At 69.8% G+C, this 18,937-nt stretch carries 17 protein-coding genes; 7 read left to right on the forward strand and 10 right to left on the reverse strand.

Annotated elements, in window-relative coordinates; translation table 11 throughout:
• Positions 1-43: 43 nt before the first annotated feature.
• Together HHUB_RS09760 and HHUB_RS09765 are read left to right on the forward strand one after the other, a co-directional pair.
• The gene (locus tag HHUB_RS09760; RefSeq protein WP_059057430.1) at positions 44-616 is read left to right on the forward strand and encodes a DUF6149 family protein; all 573 of its coding nucleotides are present in this window, start codon (positions 44-46) and stop codon (positions 614-616) included.
• A gap of 43 nt (positions 617-659) precedes the next feature.
• A complete protein-coding gene (locus HHUB_RS09765) occupies positions 660-1,745 on the forward strand; it encodes a S1C family serine protease (RefSeq protein ID WP_059057431.1) in 1,086 nt (361 codons plus the stop codon).
• 109 nt (positions 1,746-1,854) lie between these two features.
• Here the strand turns inward: HHUB_RS09765 and HHUB_RS09770 are convergent, their stop codons facing one another.
• Positions 1,855-3,186: an NAD(P)/FAD-dependent oxidoreductase gene (locus HHUB_RS09770; protein ID WP_059057432.1), complete on the reverse strand. Its 1,332-nt coding sequence runs from the start codon at positions 3,184-3,186 to the stop codon at positions 1,855-1,857.
• A 96-nt stretch (positions 3,187-3,282) separates the two neighbouring features.
• On the opposite strand from HHUB_RS09770, the gene HHUB_RS09775 reads away from it, so the two are divergent.
• The 5 genes from HHUB_RS09775 (at position 3,283) to HHUB_RS09795 (ending at position 9,568) form a co-directional block, all read left to right on the forward strand.
• Positions 3,283-4,164 (forward strand): homoserine kinase, encoded by an 882-nt coding sequence (locus tag HHUB_RS09775; RefSeq protein WP_059057433.1) that lies wholly within the window; start codon positions 3,283-3,285, stop codon positions 4,162-4,164.
• Between the two features lie 215 nt (positions 4,165-4,379).
• On the forward strand, positions 4,380-6,893 hold the full coding sequence (locus HHUB_RS09780; protein ID WP_082687225.1) for a thermonuclease family protein: 2,514 nt from the start codon (positions 4,380-4,382) through the stop codon (positions 6,891-6,893).
• Between the two features lie 205 nt (positions 6,894-7,098).
• Positions 7,099-8,025, forward strand: coding sequence for a substrate-binding domain-containing protein (locus HHUB_RS09785; RefSeq protein ID WP_059057434.1), 927 nt, complete (start codon positions 7,099-7,101; stop codon positions 8,023-8,025).
• A gap of 50 nt (positions 8,026-8,075) precedes the next feature.
• Entirely contained in the window at positions 8,076-8,798 is a 723-nt protein-coding gene (locus tag HHUB_RS09790; protein ID WP_059058266.1) for an ABC transporter permease, read from the forward strand.
• Positions 8,795-9,568, forward strand: a complete 774-nt coding sequence (locus HHUB_RS09795) for an amino acid ABC transporter ATP-binding protein (protein WP_059057435.1) — start codon at positions 8,795-8,797, stop codon at positions 9,566-9,568. Before HHUB_RS09790 ends, HHUB_RS09795 begins: the two co-directional genes overlap by 4 nt.
• On the opposite strand, the gene HHUB_RS09800 is transcribed toward HHUB_RS09795, so the two are convergent.
• The 9 genes from HHUB_RS09800 to HHUB_RS09840 all read right to left on the reverse strand — a co-directional run bounded on the left by HHUB_RS09800 (position 9,562) and on the right by HHUB_RS09840 (position 18,598).
• Positions 9,562-10,329 carry a class I SAM-dependent methyltransferase gene (locus tag HHUB_RS09800; RefSeq protein ID WP_059057436.1) on the reverse strand — a complete coding sequence of 256 codons (768 nt, stop codon included), beginning with the start codon at positions 10,327-10,329 and terminating at the stop codon, positions 9,562-9,564. The two genes, HHUB_RS09795 and HHUB_RS09800, sit on opposite strands and share 7 nt — an antisense overlap.
• Positions 10,330-10,443: 114 nt before the next feature.
• Positions 10,444-11,433, reverse strand: coding sequence for an isocitrate/isopropylmalate dehydrogenase family protein (locus HHUB_RS09805; protein ID WP_059057437.1), 990 nt, complete (start codon positions 11,431-11,433; stop codon positions 10,444-10,446).
• The gene (leuD, locus tag HHUB_RS09810; protein WP_059057438.1) at positions 11,426-12,040 is read right to left on the reverse strand and encodes a 3-isopropylmalate dehydratase small subunit; all 615 of its coding nucleotides are present in this window, start codon (positions 12,038-12,040) and stop codon (positions 11,426-11,428) included. Before leuD ends, HHUB_RS09805 begins: the two co-directional genes overlap by 8 nt.
• Entirely contained in the window at positions 12,037-13,461 is a 1,425-nt protein-coding gene (leuC, locus tag HHUB_RS09815) for a 3-isopropylmalate dehydratase large subunit (RefSeq protein WP_059057439.1), read from the reverse strand. Before leuC ends, leuD begins: the two co-directional genes overlap by 4 nt.
• Entirely contained in the window at positions 13,454-13,690 is a 237-nt protein-coding gene (locus HHUB_RS09820) for a hypothetical protein (protein WP_059057440.1), read from the reverse strand. The genes leuC and HHUB_RS09820 overlap by 8 nt, the downstream gene beginning before the upstream one ends.
• A complete protein-coding gene (gene ilvC / locus HHUB_RS09825) occupies positions 13,683-14,735 on the reverse strand; it encodes a ketol-acid reductoisomerase (protein WP_059057441.1) in 1,053 nt (350 codons plus the stop codon). The genes HHUB_RS09820 and ilvC overlap by 8 nt, the downstream gene beginning before the upstream one ends.
• Positions 14,732-15,361 carry an acetolactate synthase small subunit gene (gene ilvN, locus HHUB_RS09830; protein ID WP_059057442.1) on the reverse strand — a complete coding sequence of 210 codons (630 nt, stop codon included), beginning with the start codon at positions 15,359-15,361 and terminating at the stop codon, positions 14,732-14,734. The genes ilvC and ilvN overlap by 4 nt, the downstream gene beginning before the upstream one ends.
• Positions 15,358-17,148 (reverse strand): biosynthetic-type acetolactate synthase large subunit, encoded by a 1,791-nt coding sequence (gene ilvB, locus HHUB_RS09835; protein ID WP_059057443.1) that lies wholly within the window; start codon positions 17,146-17,148, stop codon positions 15,358-15,360. Before ilvB ends, ilvN begins: the two co-directional genes overlap by 4 nt.
• 250 nt (positions 17,149-17,398) lie before the next feature.
• A complete protein-coding gene (locus tag HHUB_RS09840) occupies positions 17,399-18,598 on the reverse strand; it encodes a LeuA family protein (RefSeq protein WP_082687226.1) in 1,200 nt (399 codons plus the stop codon).
• Positions 18,599-18,937 lie beyond the last annotated feature (339 nt).

An 18,937-nucleotide genomic window follows, 5' to 3' on the forward strand; every position in this document is an offset into this window, starting at 1 on the left:
CCGCGTCGGGACGTTCTTTACGCTCGCGTCCGTACCCGCGGACGTGAAACTCCACCAGAACGCCAAGCACTTCGCGTCCCGGAAGGCGCTGGAACTGCCCGGCGTGCGCTCGGTCGCGAAGAAGGGGCTGGTCGACCTCCACGTCCGCATCTTCTCGGGGAAGGCCGACGAGGCCCACCGCGAACAGCGCCGCGCCCACCTCGAGGACTTCTTCGACGCGACGATGGACATGTACCTCGCCGCGCTCCAGGCCGGCTACACGGAGGCCGAGGCCCGCGAGACGACGCACATCGTCGCGAACTTCGACTTCTACAACCACGGCTGGGCGGAGATGCTGGAGTTCCCGCCCGAGGAGCTGACCGACCACTACGAGCGCTACGAGGCGTTCTTCGACGCCCACGGCATCAGCGTGGACGACCCGCTCGGAGAGTTCCGGCCCGCCGGCGGCATCGCGGACGCCCCGGCGACGCCCGAGCGCCTCGACGAGGCGGACTTCGAGCACGCCGAGGGCGGCTACGCCGACGACGTCTACGTCGAGACCGACGACGGCGAGGTCCAGCGCGGCGACATCGAGGAACCGGAGGACGTGGACCCGTCGAAGAGTCCCGGGACGTAGCGCCGGTACAGCTACGGGCGTGGGCGCCGAATATTCGCCCGACATGTCGGACTCGTCAGTCGGTCGCCGTCGCTTCCTCGAACTCTGTGGCGCCAGCACACTCGCAGCGCTCGCCGGCTGCTCGTCGTCCGCGCCGCAGGACGGGAGTACGGCAATCGACGACGCACCACAGTCGACGGCCGAACAGGCCGAATCCGGGCTGGACAGCCCGTACGCGAAGCTCTACCGAGAGGTCATCGACTCCGTCGTCCTCGTTCGCGCCGGCAACAGTCAGGGCACCGGGTTCGTGTACGACGACAGCCACGTCGTCACGAACGCCCACGTCGTCGGCCGGGCGAGCGAGGCCTCGGTCCGGTTCAGCGAGGGCGACTGGAGCACGGGCCCGGTCGCGGGCACCGACCCGCACAGCGACCTCGCGGTCGTCGAACTGGAGTCGCTGCCGGACGCCGCGACGTCGCTTCCGTTCGCGGACAGCGAGCCCGTCGTCGGGCAGGAAGTCGTCGCCATCGGCAACCCCTACAACTTGAACGGCTCGGCGACCACGGGCGTCGTCTCCGGCACGGACCGCCTCATCCCGTCGCCGACCGGCTACCGGATTCCCGACGCCATCCAGACCGACGCCGCCGTCAACCCCGGGAACAGCGGCGGCCCGCTGATGTCGCTGGACGGGTCGGTGGTCGCGGTCATCAACTCGGGCGGCGGGGAGAACATCGCGTTCGGCATCTCAGCGGCGCTCACTCGGCGCGTCGTCCCCGAGCTCGTCCAGTCCGGCGACTACGACCACGCGTACGTGGGCGCGTCGTTCACGAACGTCACGCCCCAGATTGCCGCCGCGAACGACCTCGACGAGCCGCAGGGCTTGCTCGTCGTGGACGTCGCCTCGGACGGCCCCGCCACCGGCGTCCTCCAGCCCTCGGAGCCGGCGTACGTGGACGGCCGGTCGCTCCCGGTCGGCGGCGACGTCCTCCTCGAAATCGACGGCACGACCGTGCCGACGCCCGAGGACCTCTGGAGCTACCTCGCGCTCGAAACCCGGCCCGGCGACGTCGTCGAACTCGCGCTGCTGCGCGAGGGCGGCCGAGAGACGGTCGAACTCGAACTCGGGACGCGGCCGGCGACCCGGTACTGACTACTGCTCGCCGGCGATCCTATCCGCGCAACTCCCAAGCCCTCCTCGCTCGCTTCACTCGCTCGTCGCCCTTGGAGATTCCACCAGGTTACCGGCCGATTCAATCGGCTCACTTCTCGCCGGCGATGCGGTCCGCGCATTCGTACCCTGCGACGATACCGCCGTTCAGCGAGCGCTCGGGGTACTGCGCCCGGGAGGCCATCCCCGCGTAGTAGACGCCGTCGGCGACCTCGCCGTCGAGGTGGTACGGAATCACCATGTCGAGGTAGCCACGCTCGTAGACGGGCGCCGTCCGGGGGTTGCGCGCGGTGGAGACCCAGTTGACGTGCGAGCGGTCGAACTCGGGGAAGAGGTCCTCGATGCCGTCGAGCCAGTGCTGGGCGACCTCCTCGTCGCTCATCTGCCAGACCGGGTCCTCGGGGCTCTGGATGTACTTGGGGACGTACAGCAGGTGTTCGCCACCGTAGCGCTCGGGCGGCACGAAGTTCGTGTGCTCGATGAGCGCGCCGAAGGGGGCGTCGTCGGCAATGTTCAGCCAGTACGTGTCGGTCAGCGAGCGGTCCATGCTGATAATGGAGCAGACCGTCCCCTGGAACGTAATCTCGCACTCGTAGCCGGTGAGTTCCTCGAGGACGTTCGGCATCGCGGCGACGACGACGGCGTCCGCCTCGACGGTCTCGACGTTCGTGAAGCCGTCCTCGTCGGGCGCGTGTTCGACGGTCACCGTCTGGAGTTCGCCGTCGGCGGTGCCGACGTTCGTCACGCGCGCGTTCGTGTCGATGTTCTCGCGGCCGACGTCCTCGACGAGCGCGTCGTTCAAGCGCCCGAAACCGCCGTCGAGGTAGCCCAGCGGCTCGCCGCGCAGGAGGTCGCGCTCCCCGCGGAACTTGATGCGGCCGAGCAGCCACGCCGCGGAGACGTCCTCCATGCGCTCGCCGAACTTCGCTTCGAGGAGCGGTTCGAAGAACGTCTCGTAGACGTTGCGCGTGGTGTGCTCGATGCAGAACTCCTTGACCGGCACGTCCTCGAAGTCTTCGAGGTCGTCGTACGTGTCGAAGGAGGGGACGCCGCCGCGCACGTCCACGTCGAGCGTGAGCATCCCGAGCCGGAACTTGTCGTAGAGGCTCCAGTGCGGAAACGCGAGAATCTCCCACGGCTTGTCCATCGGGTGGACCGTGCCGTCCACGTAGTAGGCGTTCTTCCCGATGGGCCACTGGAGGTCGTCGCCGAGCCCCAACTCGTCGAGCAACTCGACGATGGTCTCCTCGCTGGCGGAGAGGTGGTGGTAGAACGTCTCGATGGGGTCGCCGGCCGTCTCGGTGGTCGCCGCGAGACCCCCCACCTGCTCGGAGGCCTCGAAGACGCGCACGTCGTGGCCGTGGCCCTGCAGCCGGCGCGCGGCGGCCAGTCCCGCGATGCCGCCGCCGACGATGGCAATCATGCTCGCAGGTCGGGCGCGGCTCCGGGTTAACGTTGTGGTCGCCGCCGGGTTGCGGAGTCCGCTACGCTTTTGCGAGGGCCCACGCAACGGTGGGGCATGGTTACCGTCCGCGCGCCGGCGACGAGTGCGAACCTCGGCAGCGGCTTCGACGTGTTCGGGGTGGCGCTCGACCGACCTGCGGACGTCGTCCACGTCGAGCGCGCCGCCGAGACGACCATCGACGTGACCGGGATGGGGGCTGACTTCATCCCGGAGGAGCCGATGGACAACACGGCGGGCGTGGTCGCCGAGGAGCTCGGCGCGCCCGCCCACATCAGCATCGACAAGGGCGTGCGGCCCTCCTCCGGGCTGGGGTCGTCGGCCGCCAGCGCCGCCGGCGCCGCGGTCGCGCTCGCGGAGCTGTACGACCGCGACCTCAGCAAGCGCGAACTCGTCCGGGTCGCCGCGGAGGGCGAGGCCGCAGTCTCCGGGGACGCGCACGCGGACAACGTCGCGCCCGCCATCCTCGGCGGGTTCACGGTCGTCCGCGACGACGGCATCGAGCGCGTCGCCGCGGACCTCTCGCTGGTCGTCTGCCTCCCGGACATCGTCGTCTCCACGCGGGACGCCCGCGAGGTCGTCCCCGAGTCCGCGTCCATCGAGGACGTCGTCGACACCGTCGGGTCGGCGGCGACGCTCTCCATCGGGATGTGCCGCAACGACCCCGAGCGCGTCGGCCGCGGGCTCGAGGAGCACCTCGTGACGCCCGCTCGCGCGGCGCTCATCGACGGCTACGACGCCGCGTGCGAGGCCGCCCGCGAGGCCGGCGCAACGGGCGTGACGGTCAGCGGCGCTGGCCCCGCGATTCTCGCGGTCTGCCGGGACGACGACCAGCGACGGGTCGCCAGCGCGCTCGTGGACGGCTTCGAGCGCGACGGCGTGGACGCGACCGCCTACCGGTCGCGAGTCGGGGACGGCGCTCGCGTCCTCCGGGACTGAGCCGGCGCACCGTCGCCTCCGGATCGCTATATTGTACTCGGTACGAGTCCTGATTCAAGTTCTCCCTGAAGAGGAAAAACGACCGCGTAAGCCCGTGAAGCGTCACTGGGGTTTTTGTTGGTATCCGGCCACGTGAGCGTATCCGGGTCGGCGCGGCCGTCGCCGGGCGTGTGCCGCCGGATGGCTGCTCTCTGCCGACGAGAGACATCTCAACCATGAAACGACGAAACGTCTTGTTCGGAATCGGTGCGACGATTAGCGCGGGTGCCGCGGTCGGCACCGGCGCGTTCTCGAACGTCTCCAGCCAGCGCCAGCTCACCGTCACCGTCGCCGGGGACGCCGCCGGCCTGCTCTCGCTGCGGCCGTACAGCGGGCCGAACGGCGAGTACGCCGACGATTCGGGCGACAAGCTCGCGCTGTCGCTGGGCGACGACTCGGCGGGGCTGACCCGCGGCTCCCAGTACGAGTTCGACGCGACGCTGCGCGTCGGCAATCAGGGCACCCAGCCGGTGTACGTCTGGACGGAGGTCGACTCCGAGACGTTCGCCGACGACGCGCTCTACCTCTACCAGTCGGACGCCGCGACGCAGTTCGACGCGTCGAACCCCGCCGAGGTCGGTGTCGGCGGCGACCGCGTCCTCGGCGTGTACGTGGACACGACGGGCGTCGAGACGGACAGCTACGAGGCGTCGATTACGGTCCACGCCAGCGACGAACCGCCCGAGGGAACGGCGCCCGGCGACGAACCCGCGGAGCCCAGCGAGTACGTCGACTCGCTGGTCTTCGACTCGACGGCGAGCCTGCTCGCCGAGGACGGGTTCCTCGACGAGAGCAGCGTCGTCGTCACCGCGATGGACACCGCGACGTCCACGGACGCAGACGGGAACGGCGACGCCACCGCGTACCCGGACGGCGAGGACCTCCCGCTGGTTGCCGCCGACGGCCCCGTGGTCGCGTTCGGGTTCCCGTTCGCGCAGAACGACGTGTCGTTCGGCCAGTACGGCAACGAGGAAGTCCTCCTGAACGTCCTCGACGAGTACGCCGGCTCCGGCACCGTGCTGTGGGACGAGAGCCACGGCCAGTTCTACGACCTCGCGAGCCACTCCTCGTTCGCGGGGTACGCCGAGGAGAACGGCTACGAGGTGACCGCCGCGTCGTCGCTGCCCGGCAACCTCGCGGACGCCAGCGCCGTCGTCGTCACGACGCCCGCCGACGCGTTCACCGAGAACGAACTGAGCGTCCTGTCGATGTTCGCCAGCGACGGCGGCCTCGTCGTCCTGATGGACCAGTCCGACTTCAGCGACTACGACCAGACTGCGAACCTCAACGAAGTCGCGGACGCCCTCGACACCTCGATTCGGTTCAACGACAACCAGGTCGTGGACGCGCAGAACAACGCGGGCAGCGACTTCGTTCCGGTGACGTCGTCGTTCAACACCGACGACTACGGCTCGCTGCTCGCCGCCCGGGAGGACCTCGGCCCCGAACTGGACGCTAGCGAGGAATACGAGGTCGACGTCGTGAACGTGACCGACGGCGACACCGTCGAGGTGCAGTTCGACGACGGGACCCAGAAGACGGTGCGGACGGTCGGCCACGACACCCCGGAGACGAGCGCCGAGAACGAACGCCCGCAGGAGTGGGAGGGCATCGACGACCCGGAGACGCTCCTGAAGTGGGGCGACGAGGCGACCAGCTACGCGGAGGACGCGCTCGACGGGAAGACCGTGACGCTGTCCTTTGACGAGGGCGAGGGCCTGCGCGGGAACTACGGTCGGCTGCTGGGCTTGCTCGAAGTGGACGGCAGCCTCTACAACGAGCAGGTCGTCGCGGACGGCTACGCCCGCGTCTACGACTCCGGGCTCGGGCGCCACGACGAGTTCTGGAGCGCGGAGGCGGACGCGCGCGCCGCGGGCCGCGGGCTCTGGGCGGACAGCGATGTCGAGGCGACGCCGGTGGTCGGTGACGACCCCGTATCGGAGCTGTTCGTGCCGTACGCGACGAGCGTCACCGCCACCGGCGGGCTCGCCGACGAGCGCGTTCCGGTCGCGTCAGAGGGCGGGGAGCCGCTGGTCGCGGTGGACGAGGACGCGAACGTCGCGATGCTCGGCGGCCCGCTCCCCGACGAGTCCTTCGAGAGCGCGGAGGGCGGCCCCGGCGTCGGCGACTACGGGAACTACGTGTTCCTGACGAACCTCGTGGACGCCGTCGCCGCCAGCGACCGGAGCGGCGACGTGCTCGTGGACGGCGGCCACGGGCAGTTCGGCGCCGACTACGCGCTCGCCGCCGAAGACGCCGCCTACTACCAGCGCTACCTGGAGGGGCACAGCATCGGCTTGGAGGGAACCAACGACTACGGCGACGAGTACGGCCCGGACCTCGCGGACGCCCGCGCGCTCGTCGTCACCGCGCCAAGCGAGCCGTTCACCGACGACGAGATTGCGGCGGTCGCGTCGTTCGCCGAGAGCGGCGGCGCCGTCGTGCTCGCGAGCGCGAGCGGCGACGCGGCCGCGGACGCCCGCGGGCACCTCGACGACCTCGCCGCCGAACTCGGCACCGACCTCAGGACCGGAACGGTGGTCACGGACGCGTCGAACAACGTCGGGAGCGCCGACAACCCCGCGACGACGAACTTCGACGAGTCCGCCTTCCTCTTCGAGGCGTACGGTAGCGGGGACGGCGGCGACAGCGGTACGGTAGCGAGCGTCGTCGACACGTACAGCTACTGACCCGGCCTGCGGCGGTCTCGCCGGCCGGACTAACGTAACCAGTATCGGTTTCTTTCTCTCGCACTCGAAACCGCTCGCGTCTGCCCTGTGAGGAGTATTTCGGTGCGTTTCCGGCGCTCACAGACTATTTTGCCCTCGTCGGAAGGTAACGACTAGACGGTACGAACGAACAACACTTTTGCCGGTGGAGGCCACCGGTGTATCTGTGCCAATACAACGACGGCAGTTCCTCGCTGCGCTGGGGACGGGCGCCACCGCAGCACTCGCCGGCTGTTCGAGCGTGCTCGGCAGTAGTAGCGGTGACGCTGGGGTGTCCGGCGAGACGCTCACGCTCACCACGACGACGAGTACCTACGACACCGGCCTGCTGGACGCGTTGAACGAGCCCTTCCAGGAGATGTACGGCGTCACCGTCGATTCGGTCGCGCAGGGGACGGGCGCGGCGCTGGAGACCGCGCGCAACGGCAACTCCGACGTCATCATGGTCCACGCGCGCTCGCTCGAAGACGAGTTCATGCGCAACGGCCACGGCGTCAACCGCCGCGACCTGATGTTTAACGACTTCGTCATCGTCGGCCCCGCGGACGACCCCGCCGGCATCGAGGGGATGGAGTCGGCGACCGAGGCGTTCGCCACCATCGCCGACGCCGGCGCGCGGTTCGTCTCCCGCGGGGACAACTCCGGGACGCACACCAAGGAACTCGCCGTCTGGGAGGCGGCGGGCGTCGAACCCGGCGGCGACTGGTACCAGGAGACCGGACAGGGGATGGGCGCGGTGCTCAACATCGCCAACGAGCAGGACGGGTACACGCTCGCGGACCGCGGCACCTACCTCTCCCAGCAGTCCGAAATCGGCCTCGCGATTCTCGTGCAGGGCCCCATCGAGGGCGGCCCGGAGCGGCTCTCGAACCCCTACGGCATCCTCGCCGCCAACCCCGCGCGCCACGAGGACGCCAACTACGACCTCGCGATGGCGTACATCGGCTACGTCACCAGCCCGCAGGGCCAGCGGGTCATCGCCGACTACACCGCCGACGGCCAGCAGCTGTTCTACCCGCGTGCGCTCTCGGAGGACCCGGACTTCCAGCAGTACGTCCCCGAGGGCTGGAGCTCCGACGAGTCGAACGAGTGAAGATGGTCGCAGCACAGGCTGGAGTCGTGCCGCTCGCTGACGCGCTCTCGATGCTCGCGCACGCGGCCTCCGGGCCGCTGCTCGTGGAGTTCCCCTTCCAGTCGCAGTACGTCAGCAGCATCATCGTCGTCTCCCTGTACGTCAGCGTCACCGCGGTCGCGCTCAGCACGCTGTTCAGCGTCCCGCTGGCGCTGCTCGTCGGGTTCTCGGAGTTCCGCGGCCGGCGGCTGCTCACCTCCATCATCAACACGGGGATGGGGTTCCCGAGCGTCGTCGTCGGGCTGCTCGTGCTCATCGCGGTGTCCAATCAGGGGCCGCTTGGCCGCTTCGACCTCGTGTTCACGCGGAAGGCGATGATAATCTCGCAGTTCGTGCTCGCGACGCCGCCGATTACGGGCATCAGCCTCGCCGCGGTGACGAGCGTCGAGAGCCGTATCAACGACGCCGCGTTCGCGCTCGGCGGCACGCGGCTGGACGTCGCGCTCGCCGTCGTCAAGGAAGCGCGGTACGGCATCGCGACCGCCGTGCTGGCGGGGTTCGGGCGCGCCATCAGCGAGGTCGGGTCCGTGCTCATCGTCGGCGGGAACATCGCGGGCGTGGACGGCGTCTCGAAGACCCGGACGCTGACGACCGCCATCCGGCAGGAGGCCCGACAGGGCCGCTACGAGCTCGCGCTCGTGCTCGGCGCGGTGCTGGTCGCGCTCGTGCTCGTCGTCAACGCCGTCGTCATCCGACTCGGCGACGGCGGCGTCGGCGGAGGTGGACTGCGGTGAGCCTCGACGCGCGCGGCGTCACGCACGCCTACGAGGACGCCGACGACCCCGTCTTCCGGGACGTCTCGCTGACCGTCGCCCCCGGCGAGGTCGTCGCCGTCATCGGTCCCTCGGGCGTCGGGAAGACGACGCTGCTGCGACTACTGGGGCTGTTCACGCCGCCCGACGAGGGCACCGTCGCCGTCGGCGGCACCGACGCGTGGTCGCTGGCCAGCGACGAACGGCTCGCCCTCCGGCGCCGCGTCGGCGTCGTCTTCCAGGAGGCGAGTCTCTTCGACACGTCGGTCGCGCGCAACGTCGAGTACGGCCTGCGCGTCCGGCGGTCGTGGCGCGAGCGCGTCCGCGACGAACTCCGCGCGCTCGTCGGGGACGACGAGCCGCCGGCCGCAGTCAGGGACGCGCTGGACGTCGTCGGGCTCGGCGACTACGTGGACACGCCCGCGGACTCTTTGTCCGGCGGGGAAGCCCAGCGCGTCGCGTTCGCTCGCGCGCTCGCGTACGACCCCGACTTCCTGCTGCTCGACGAGCCGACCTCGGACCTCGACCCGCGGAACACGGCGGTCATCGAGGACGCGACGACCGCGGCCGCGGAGCGCGACATCGGCGTCGTCGTCGCGACCCACGACATGAACCAGGCCCGACGCGTCGCCGACCGCGTCGCCGTCCTCTTAGACGACAGCATTATCGAGGCCGGCCCGGCGGACCGCGTCTTCGAGACCCCCCGCGACGAGCGCGCGCGGCAGTTCATCGACGGCGAGCTCGTCTACTGAGCGACCGCCCAGAACCGCGCGCTCCGTGGGACCTCCCAGAGAATGTCGGGCAGGTCGCTGCCCTCGCGGTCGCTTTCTGTGACGGTCTGGTGGCGGTGCTCGAAGACGCGGCGGACGTCGAAGCCCGCGTCCACGAGCGCGTTGTGGACCTCGCCGACGCGCCGGTCGAAGACGACCATCTCCGACTCGTACTCCTCGTCGATGGTGATTTCGCGGGGGCCGTCCCCGAAGTAGCTCCCCTCGAAGGTCGCGGATTCGGCGTCCAGCCCCTCGTAGAGCGGGTGGGGGACGCTCAGCACGAAGACGCCGCCGTCCCGGAGGACACGGCGCGCTTCCGCGAGCGCGCCGTCGAGGTCCGCGACCATCTGGAACGCCGCCTCCGAGGACGCCAGCTCGAAGCTGTCGTCGGCGAACGGCACCGCGGTCACGTCCCCCTGCACGAACTGCGCGTCGACGCCGTAGAAGTCCCGCAGGCGTCGCGCGTGCGCCAGCTGTTCGCCGGAGAAGTCCACGCCGACGGCGGTGGCGGCGCCGAGGTCGGCGGTGCCGACCGTTCCCTGCCCGCCGCCGCAGCCGAGTTCCACGTAGTCCCGCCCCGCGACGCCGTCGAAGAACTCCGGGAGCCCGCCGGGCGCGTCCGACGCGAACGGCGACGGCGCGGGCGGCGCCGCCCCCTCCGCGGTGTTCGCGTTCCAGATGGCTTGGAAGCCGTCGCTCCACTCGTTCCACAGCCGCCGGTTCTCCCGTCGGTGGTCGGTCATTGGCGACGCTGGCGCGGCCGTACACATCAGTATTCCCCCGGCGTGACACTGAGCAGCACGGCTTCGTGGCCGCGGCTGGGCGGCGGAACGAGCGGAGAGAAGCGGGAAGCGGCCCTACAGCCGGTCGATAATCGCGTCGCCGACCTGCTCGGTGGTCGCGTCGCCGCCGAGATCGGGCGTCCGCGGGCCGTCCGCGAGCACGCCCTCGACGGCGTCGCGGACGCGCTGGCCGTCCTCGTCGTAGCCGAGGAACTCCAGCAGCATCGCCGCCGACAGCACGGTCGCGCCGGGGTTGGCCACGCCCTGTCCGGCGATGTCCGGGGCGGTGCCGTGGACGGGCTCGAACAGCCCGCGCTCCTCGCCGACGTTCGCCGACGGCAGCAGGCCGAGGCCGCCGACGAGGCCCGCGGCGAGGTCCGAGAGCACGTCGCCCGCGAGGTTCGGGCAGACGACCACGTCGTAGTCGTCGGGATACAGCGGAAGCCGCGTCGCGAACGCGTCCATCAGCTCCTCGTCGGTCTCGACGCCGCGCTCGTCGGCCACGGAGACCACGGCGTCGCGGAACCGGCCGTCGGTCTTCCGCATCACGTTCGCCTTGTGGGTGACCGTGAACCCCTCGGTGCCGTCGGGGCCGCGGCCCGCCTCGACGAACTCGCAGGCGAACTCCGCGAGCCGCCGGGACGCCGACGACGTGACGACCCGGGTGAGCGTCGAGAGGTCGTCGCTGAGGTCGTCCTCGTGGCCCGCGTAGACGCCCTCCGTGTTCTCCCGGAGGAACACCACGTCGGTCTCCGGGCGGAGCGCGTCCACGCCCGGGTACGCGCGAGCCGGGCGGATGTTCACGAACGACTCCACCGCCGAGCGAAGCGGCAGAATGACGTCCGCGGCCGTCTCGCCGGCGGCGCCGAACAGCGTGGCATCCGCGGCTTCGACCGCTTCGCGCGTCTCCGCCGGGAGGGCGGTCCCGGTCTCTGCTTTCACCGCGTCGCCGGCGTCGGCGTGCACGAACTCGAAGTCCCCGACCGCGTCGAGGACGTCCACCGCGACGGGCACGACCTCCTGCCCGATGCCGTCGCCGGGGATGACCGCAATCTCCTCAGACATCCGTGTAGGGGAGACTCTCGGCGGTTTCGCGCACGGTGTCGGCGTTCGCGCCCATCAGCGCGGTCGTGTCCCAGACGCCGTCGACGAGCGCGCGCCGCTGGGCGTCGTCGACCTCCGCGTCGATGACCGTGTCGCCGTACCGGACCTCCTCGTTGACGACGTCCACCTCGATTTCCGCGTCGGGGTGCTCGTCGATGAACTCCTGCAGGGCTTCGACGTCCTCCTGGTCGGCGGTGACGGTGGGGATGCCGAGCGCGAGGCAGTTCCCCGCGAAAATCTCGGCGAACGACTCGCCGACGATGGCGTCGATGCCCCACCGCATCAGCGCCTGCGGCGCGTGCTCGCGGGAGGAGCCACAGCCGAAGTTCGCGTTCACCGTCAGAACCGAGGCGCCCTGGAAGTGGTCCTCGTTGAACGGGTGCTCCTTGGGGTTGTCGTCGTCGTCGAACCGCACGTCGAAGAACGCGAACTCCCCGAGGCCGTCGAACGTGACGACCTTCATGAACCGCGCGGGGATGATCTGGTCCGTGTCGATGTCGTTCCCGCGCACGGGGACGCCCGTGCCCGAGACCTGTTTCACGGTCTCCGCGGGTCCTTCGTCGCTCATGCGCGCACCTCCTCGAAGCGCTCCAGTTCGCGGACGTCCGTGACCTCGCCGGTGATGGCGGCCGCGGCGACCATCGGCGGGCTCATCAGGACGGTGCGGCCGTCCTTGGAGCCCTGCCGGCCGACGAAGTTCCGGTTCGACGAGGACGCGCACCGCTCGTCGCCGACTAGCTGGTCCTCGTTCATCCCGAGACACATCGAACAGCCGGCGCCGCGCCAGTCGAAGCCGGCGTCCTCGAACACCTCGTCGAGGCCCTCGGCTTCGGCGGCGGCTTTGACGCGCTGGCTGCCCGGCACGACCATCGCGCGCACGGAGTCGTGGACCTCGTGGCCCTTCACGACCTCCGCGGCCTCCCGGAGGTCCGGCAGGCGCGCGTTCGTGCAGCTCCCGAGGAACGCCACGTCGATGGGGTAGCCCGCCATCGTGTCGCCGGGCTCGACGTCCATGTGTTCCTGCGCGGCGCGCGCGCTGTCCTGCTTGTCCGCGGGCAGGTCCTCGGGCGCGGGAATCTCCTCGGAGATGCCGATGCCCTGGCCGGGCGTCGTCCCCCACGTGACCGTGGGTTCGAGCGCGTCGCCGTCGATTTCCACGACGTCGTCGTACTCGGCGTCCGCGTCGGAGGCGATGGACTCCCAGTAGCGCTTGAGCTCCTCGAACTCCTCGCCGTCGGGGACGCGGTCGCGGCCTTCGAGGTACTCGTAGGTGGTCTCGTCGGGGTTGACGTAGCCCGCGCGAGCGCCGCCCTCGATGGACATGTTGCAGATGCTCATCCGACCGGCCATGTCCATGTCCTCGATTGCCTCACCGCCGTACTCGTAGACGTAGCCGACGCCGCCGTCGGTACCGAGCTTCCGGATGACCTGCAGGATGACGTCCTTCGGCGTCACGCCGTCGTCGAGTTCGCCAGTGACCTCGATGCGACGCACTTTCTGCTTCTCCATGGCGACGCAGCCGGTCGCCAGCACGTCCCGAATCTGGGAGGTGCCGATGCCGAACGCGAGCGCGCCGAACGCGCCGTGGGTCGCCGTGTGGGAGTCCCCACAGACGATGGTCATCCCGGGCTGGGTGAGCCCCTGCTCCGGGCCGACTACGTGCACGATGCCCTGCCGGCCGGTCGTCGGGTCGGCGAAGTCGATGTTCGCCGCGCGCACGTTCTCCTCCAGTTCGCTCATCATCTCCTCGGCCGCGTCGTCGCTGTAGGGGCGCGACTGGTCGGCGGTCGGGACGATGTGGTCCACGGTCGCGTACGTGCGCCCGGGGTACGCGACGTCGAGGTCGCGCTCCTTGAGCATCCCGAACGCCTGCGGGCTCGTCACCTCGTGGATGAGGTGGAGGCCGACGAACAGCTGGGTCTGCCCGGTCGGCAGCTCCGTGACCTCGTGGCGGTCCCAGACCTTGTCGTAGAGCGTGTTCTCACTCATCGCGTCCGTCCTCGTCGGCTACGGGTTCGCCGCCGCGCTCCCAGACGGGGTTGGCGCCCTCGTCCTCGGCCGGCGGCGTCTGGTCGACGTCTTTCATCGTCTGTTCTTCGGTCGCCTCACGTTTACCTCCGTCTGCGGCGACCACCGGCCCGCGTCGGAACACCGAGCCGACGCCGTCGGGCGCTTCGGGGTTGCGCTGGCTGACGTCCGCGAGCGTCTGCTCAGTCATCAGCGGACACCTCCGGCTCCTGCTCGACTTCGGGCTCGTCGGCCCACGCGAACAGGCCGCGCAGGCGCTCGCCGACCGCCTCGATGTCGTGGTTCTGTTCGGCCTGCCGGCGCTGGCGGTACGACGGCCGGCCCGCCTGGTTCTCCGCGATCCACTCGCGGGCGAACTCGCCGTTCTGGACCTCTTCGAGGACCTCCTCCATGTTCTCGCGGACGTCCTCGTCGACGATTTCGTCGCCGCGCGTCAGCCCGCCGTACTCGGCGGTGTCAGAGACGGAGTCCCACATCTCGGTGTTCCCGCCCTCGTACATCAGGTCCACGATGAGCTTCAGCTCGTTCAGCACCTCGAAGTACGCCATCTCGGGGCTGTAGCCGTTGTCCACGAGCGTCTCGTAGCCGTGCTTGACGAGGCTGGTGACGCCGCCGCAGAGGACGGCCTGCTCGCCGAACAGGTCGGACTCGGTCTCCTCCTGGAACGTCGTCTCGAGGACGCCGGCGCGCGTGCAGCCGATGCCGTCGGCGTACGCCAGCGCCTCGTCGCGGGCGTCGCCCGTGGCGTCCTGGTAGACCGCCAGCAGCGCGGGCGTGCCCTCGTCGGCCTCGTAGTTCCGGCGCACGAGGTGGCCCGGGGACTTCGGCGCAATCATCGTCACGTCCACGTCCTCCGGCGGCTCGATCTGTCCGTAGTGGATGTTGAACCCGTGCGCGAACTGGAGCGTGTCGCCGGCGTCCAGCTCCGGCTCGATGGCCTCGAAGACGGACGGCTGTACGGTGTCCGGCACGAGCACGGAGACGACGTCCGCCTCCCGGGCGGCCTGCTTCGGGGTCGCGACGCGCAGGCCGTCGGCTTCCGCCGCGGACCGCGACGACGAGCCCTCGCGGAGACCGACGACCACGTCCACCCCGCTGTCCGCGAGGTTCTGGGCGTGGGCGTGGCCCTGACTGCCGTAGCCGAGGACGGCGACGGTCTTGTCGTCGATGTAGCGGCGCTCGACGTCCGATTCGTTGTACACTGGCTGCGTGAAGTCTTCGTCTGCTGCTGTCATTTGAGGTGGTCTGGAACGACTGCTGTCTTGGTCTCGCCACGCGCCAGCGCCGTCTGCCCGGTCCGGGCGATCTCCCGGATGCCGAACTGCCGGTAGGCGTCGATGGCGTCGTTGATCTTCTGTTCGTCGCCGGTCAGCTCCACGGTAATCGTCCGCGGGCCGGCGTCGAGGGTCTTCCCGTTGTACATCTCCGTGATGGCGTGGACCTCGTGGGGGCGGTCGGCGTCGACTTTCACCACCACGAGCTCGCGGGCCACCGCGTCGTCCTCGAGTTCGCGGACGTGGATGACGGGAACGACCTTCTCTAGCTGTTTCTCCACTTGGTCGATGCCGGGGTCGGGCTCCTCGACGACGACCGTGATGCGCGCCCAGTCGTCGTTCTGGGTGTCCGCGACGGTCAGCGACTCGATGTTGAACTGCCGCCGGCTGAACAGCCCGGAGACGCGCGCGAGCACGCCCGGCTCGTGTTCGACGAGCGCGGAGATGACGGTCCGGCGCGGCGGGTGTTCGGCCTCCACTTCGGGGTCGACGCGGATGCCCTGGGAGTTCCGGCGGCCCTCGGGCCGCGGGCGGTCCTCCGGGGCCGGTCCCGGCAGGCCCTCTCGCTCGGCGTCTCGCTCGCTCATAGGTGGTCCTCCGTGAGCGCGAACTGGCCGTTGTCGCCGCCCGAGGGAACCATCGGGTAGACGTCCTCGGTCGGGTCGATGTAGACGTCGACCACGGCGGGACCGTCGGTGGCCAGCGCTTCCTCGATGACCTCGGGGGCGTCGTCGTAGCCCTCGATGCGGAAGCCGTCGGCGCCGAACGCCTCCGCGAGCGTGTCGAACTTCGGCACCCACGGGTACTCGGAGGCCATCCGGCGGCCCTCGAAGAACGCGTCCTGCCACTGGCGGACCATCCCGATGGCCTCGTTGTTCAGGATGAAGACGGTGATGTCCATCTGCTCGCGGACCGCGACGACCAGCTCCTGACACGTCATCAGGAACGACCCGTCGCCGTCGAAGCAGACGACTGACTGGTCGTCGTCGGCGGCGACGCGCGCGCCGATGGCCGACGGCAGCCCGTACCCCATCGCGCCGAGGCCGTGGGAGGACACCCACGTCCGCGGCTCCGTGTACGTCCAGAACTGGCACGCCCACATCTGGTGTTGGCCGACGCCGGTCGTGACCACGGTGTCGCGGTCGGTCGCCTCGTCGACGGCCTCCACGACGTACTGGGGTTTCAGCGGTTCGTCCTCGGGCGCCGCGTAGTCGAGGCGGTACTCCTGCTTCCACTCGCGGCACTGCTCGACCCACTCGCCTGTCTCCGGCGAGCCCGGCATCGCCTCGTCCAACTGGTCGAGGACGGTGCCGGCGTCGCCGATGAGCGGGTGGTCGGCCTCGACGTTCTTCGAAATCTCGGCGGGGTCGATGTCCACGTGGACGACGTCGGCGTCCGGCGCGAACGAGTCGACGCCGCCCGTGAGGCGGTCGTCGAAGCGCGTGCCGACCGCCAGCAGGCAGTCGGTCAGCGTGATTGCCATGTTCGCGTAGCCGGTGCCGTGCATCCCCGCCATCTCCAGCGCGAGGTCGTGGTCCTCGGGGAACGCGCCGATGCCCGGCATCGTCGTCACGACCGGAATCTCGTGCTCGGTCGCGAACGCGTACAGCTCCTCGGTGGCGTCGCCCTTGACGACGCCGCCGCCCGCGAGAATCACGGGCTCGTCGGCGTCCACGATGGTCTGCGCGGCGGCCGCGACCTTCTCGTCGTCCGCGCGCGTCTGCACGTCGACGGTGCCTGGAACCTTGGGCTCGACGGGGTCGACGTCGGTCTCGCCGGTCGTGACGTCCTTCGGCAGGTCGACGACCGTCGGCCCCTGTCGGCCGTGGTTCGCGAGCGCGAACGCCGTGCTCACGTCCTCGCCGACGCTGTCCGGGCTGGACGCGAAGTAGTTCGACTTCGTGATGGGCGTGGTGACGCCGACGGTGTCGGTCTCCTGGAACGCGTCGTTCCCGACGAGTTCCGTGGGGACCTGACCGGTCAGCGCGACGACGGGCTCGGAGTCCATGTCGGCGTCCGCGAGCCCGGTCACGAGGTTCGTCGCGCCCGGGCCCGAGGTCGCCATGCAGACGCCGGGGTCGCCGCTGACCGCGCCGTACGCGTCGGCGGCGTGTGCGGCGCCCTGCTCGTGCGCCATCGTCACGTGCTCCAGCTCGGAGTCGTACAGCGCGTCGTAGACGGGCATGATGGCGCCGCCCTGCACGCCGAACACCGTCTCGACGCCCGCCGTCTCCAGCGACGCGACGACGGACTCCGCGCCCGTTCGCTTCGGCGTCTCGACCGCTTCGGCGTCGACTCCGTCGGCTTCGGTCGCCTCGCTTTCGGCGTCCGGCTCGGCGTCGCCGGGCTCGGTCACTGCGCGGTGGTCTGTCATCGATACCCCTCCCGCGGTGTGGTGTGCGTGGACTGTGTCATTGCGGATGCTGCGGTGGCTGTCGGTTGGTGGTGAGTCGGGTCGGTTCGTGGAGAAGTGATAGTAGGGGAGCTTACGCCCCTACGATACCGACGAGCGCACCGCTGCCCGCGAGAAAGACCGCGCGTGTGGCGTCGGGCAGCATCGTGGCCCGAGAGTCGGGCGCGACCGATAAAGCCGTTGCTGGGAGCGCAATGCTTGTCGGCGGCCATTACGCCGTCACCTCCTCCGTCTCCCGGTCGATGCCGACCTCGCCCGCGAACGCGCGGAGGACGGCGTCGGTGACGACTTCGTCGTCGCCGGCGTGGGCTTTCACCTTCTTGGTTACTTCGCGTACCTCCTCGTCCGTCGGGGCGAACCCGGCGTCTTCGAGGTGGTCGCGGACGGCGTGCGTGCCCGTGTGCTTCCCGAGCACGACCTCGCGCTCGGCCCCCACCATCTCGGGGGTCATCACGCCCGGCTCGAACGTCTCGCTGTTCTCGATGACGCCCGCCGCGTGGATGCCCGACTCGTGGGCGAACGCGTGCGCGCCGACCACGGGCTTGTTCACTGGGACCGGGACCGACGAGCGCTCGGAGACCAGCTTCGAGAGGTCCGTGATGGCGGTCGTGTCGACGCCGGTGTCGGCGCCGTACAGGCTCTCGGCGGCCATCACGACCTCCTCGAAGGCGGCGTTGCCGGCGCGCTCGCCGATGCCGTTGACCGACACCTGCATCTGGTCGGCGCCGTACTCCACGCCCGTCAGGGCGTTGGCGGTCGCCAGCCCGAAGTCGTCGTGCGTGTGCACGTCGATGCGCGCGTCGGTGTGCTGGCCGACGTACTCGACGAGCTCGCCGAACCGCTTGGGCGTGCCGACGCCGCAGGTGTCCGGGATGTTGATCCAGTCCACGCCGACCTCGTCGACGGCTTCGACGATTTCGGCGAGGAACTGGGGGTCGGTGCGCGTGGCGTCCATCGGCGAGAACATCACTTCGGCGCCGGACGCGGCGGCCTGCTCGACCGCGGCGACCGAGCGCGCGACGACGTCCTCGCGCGTGCTGTGCATCGAGTCTTCGATCTGGACGTCGCTGGTGGACGCGAAGACGTGGATCATCCCCACGCCGGCGTCTATCGCCGCCTCGACGTCGGACTCCACGACGCGGGCGAGCCCGCACGTGGTGGCGTCTGTCGAAGCCGCGATGTCGGCGACCGCCTCGGCCTCCTGCTCGCTGTTGGCCGGGAACCCGGCCTCGATGACGTCGACGTTCGCGTCGTCGAGCGCGGCCGCTATGGCGCGCTTGTCGTCGTAGCTGAATGAGGTCCGTGGCGTCTGCTCGCCGTCACGCAGCGTCGTGTCGAAGATTCGTACCGTGTCGAATTCGTTACGTTGGGCTAACGTGCCCTGGAAGAACTCGTTCCCCCGGACTTGCACCGGGCGCCTCGTTGTGAGACATCGTACCACTGTCGCGGAGCCCCGACTATTTACGTGTTTCCCCCTGACAGATACTTGCGCGCGAGGATCCTACATCATCGTTCGACCGGAACCGGAACAATCGCAGGACGTCAGTACGTCAAAGGAGATATTAGGGGAATTACCCACAGGAAGGGTGTGAATGTCCGAACGTCCGGGTCGTTCGCCGATTCGGGGGTGAAAATCGGACATTCGTGGACGGCGCGCGGCGTGCGCGCGCTCACCACACCCCTTCGCGGCCTGCGTAACGATTATGATACGTGATTGAAACGTGGCCGGTGTGCGGTACCGACAGGTGAC

It is taken from the genome of Halobacterium hubeiense, from assembly GCF_001488575.1.
In the GTDB taxonomy this organism is placed as follows: Archaea; Halobacteriota; Halobacteria; order Halobacteriales; family Halobacteriaceae; genus Halobacterium; species Halobacterium hubeiense.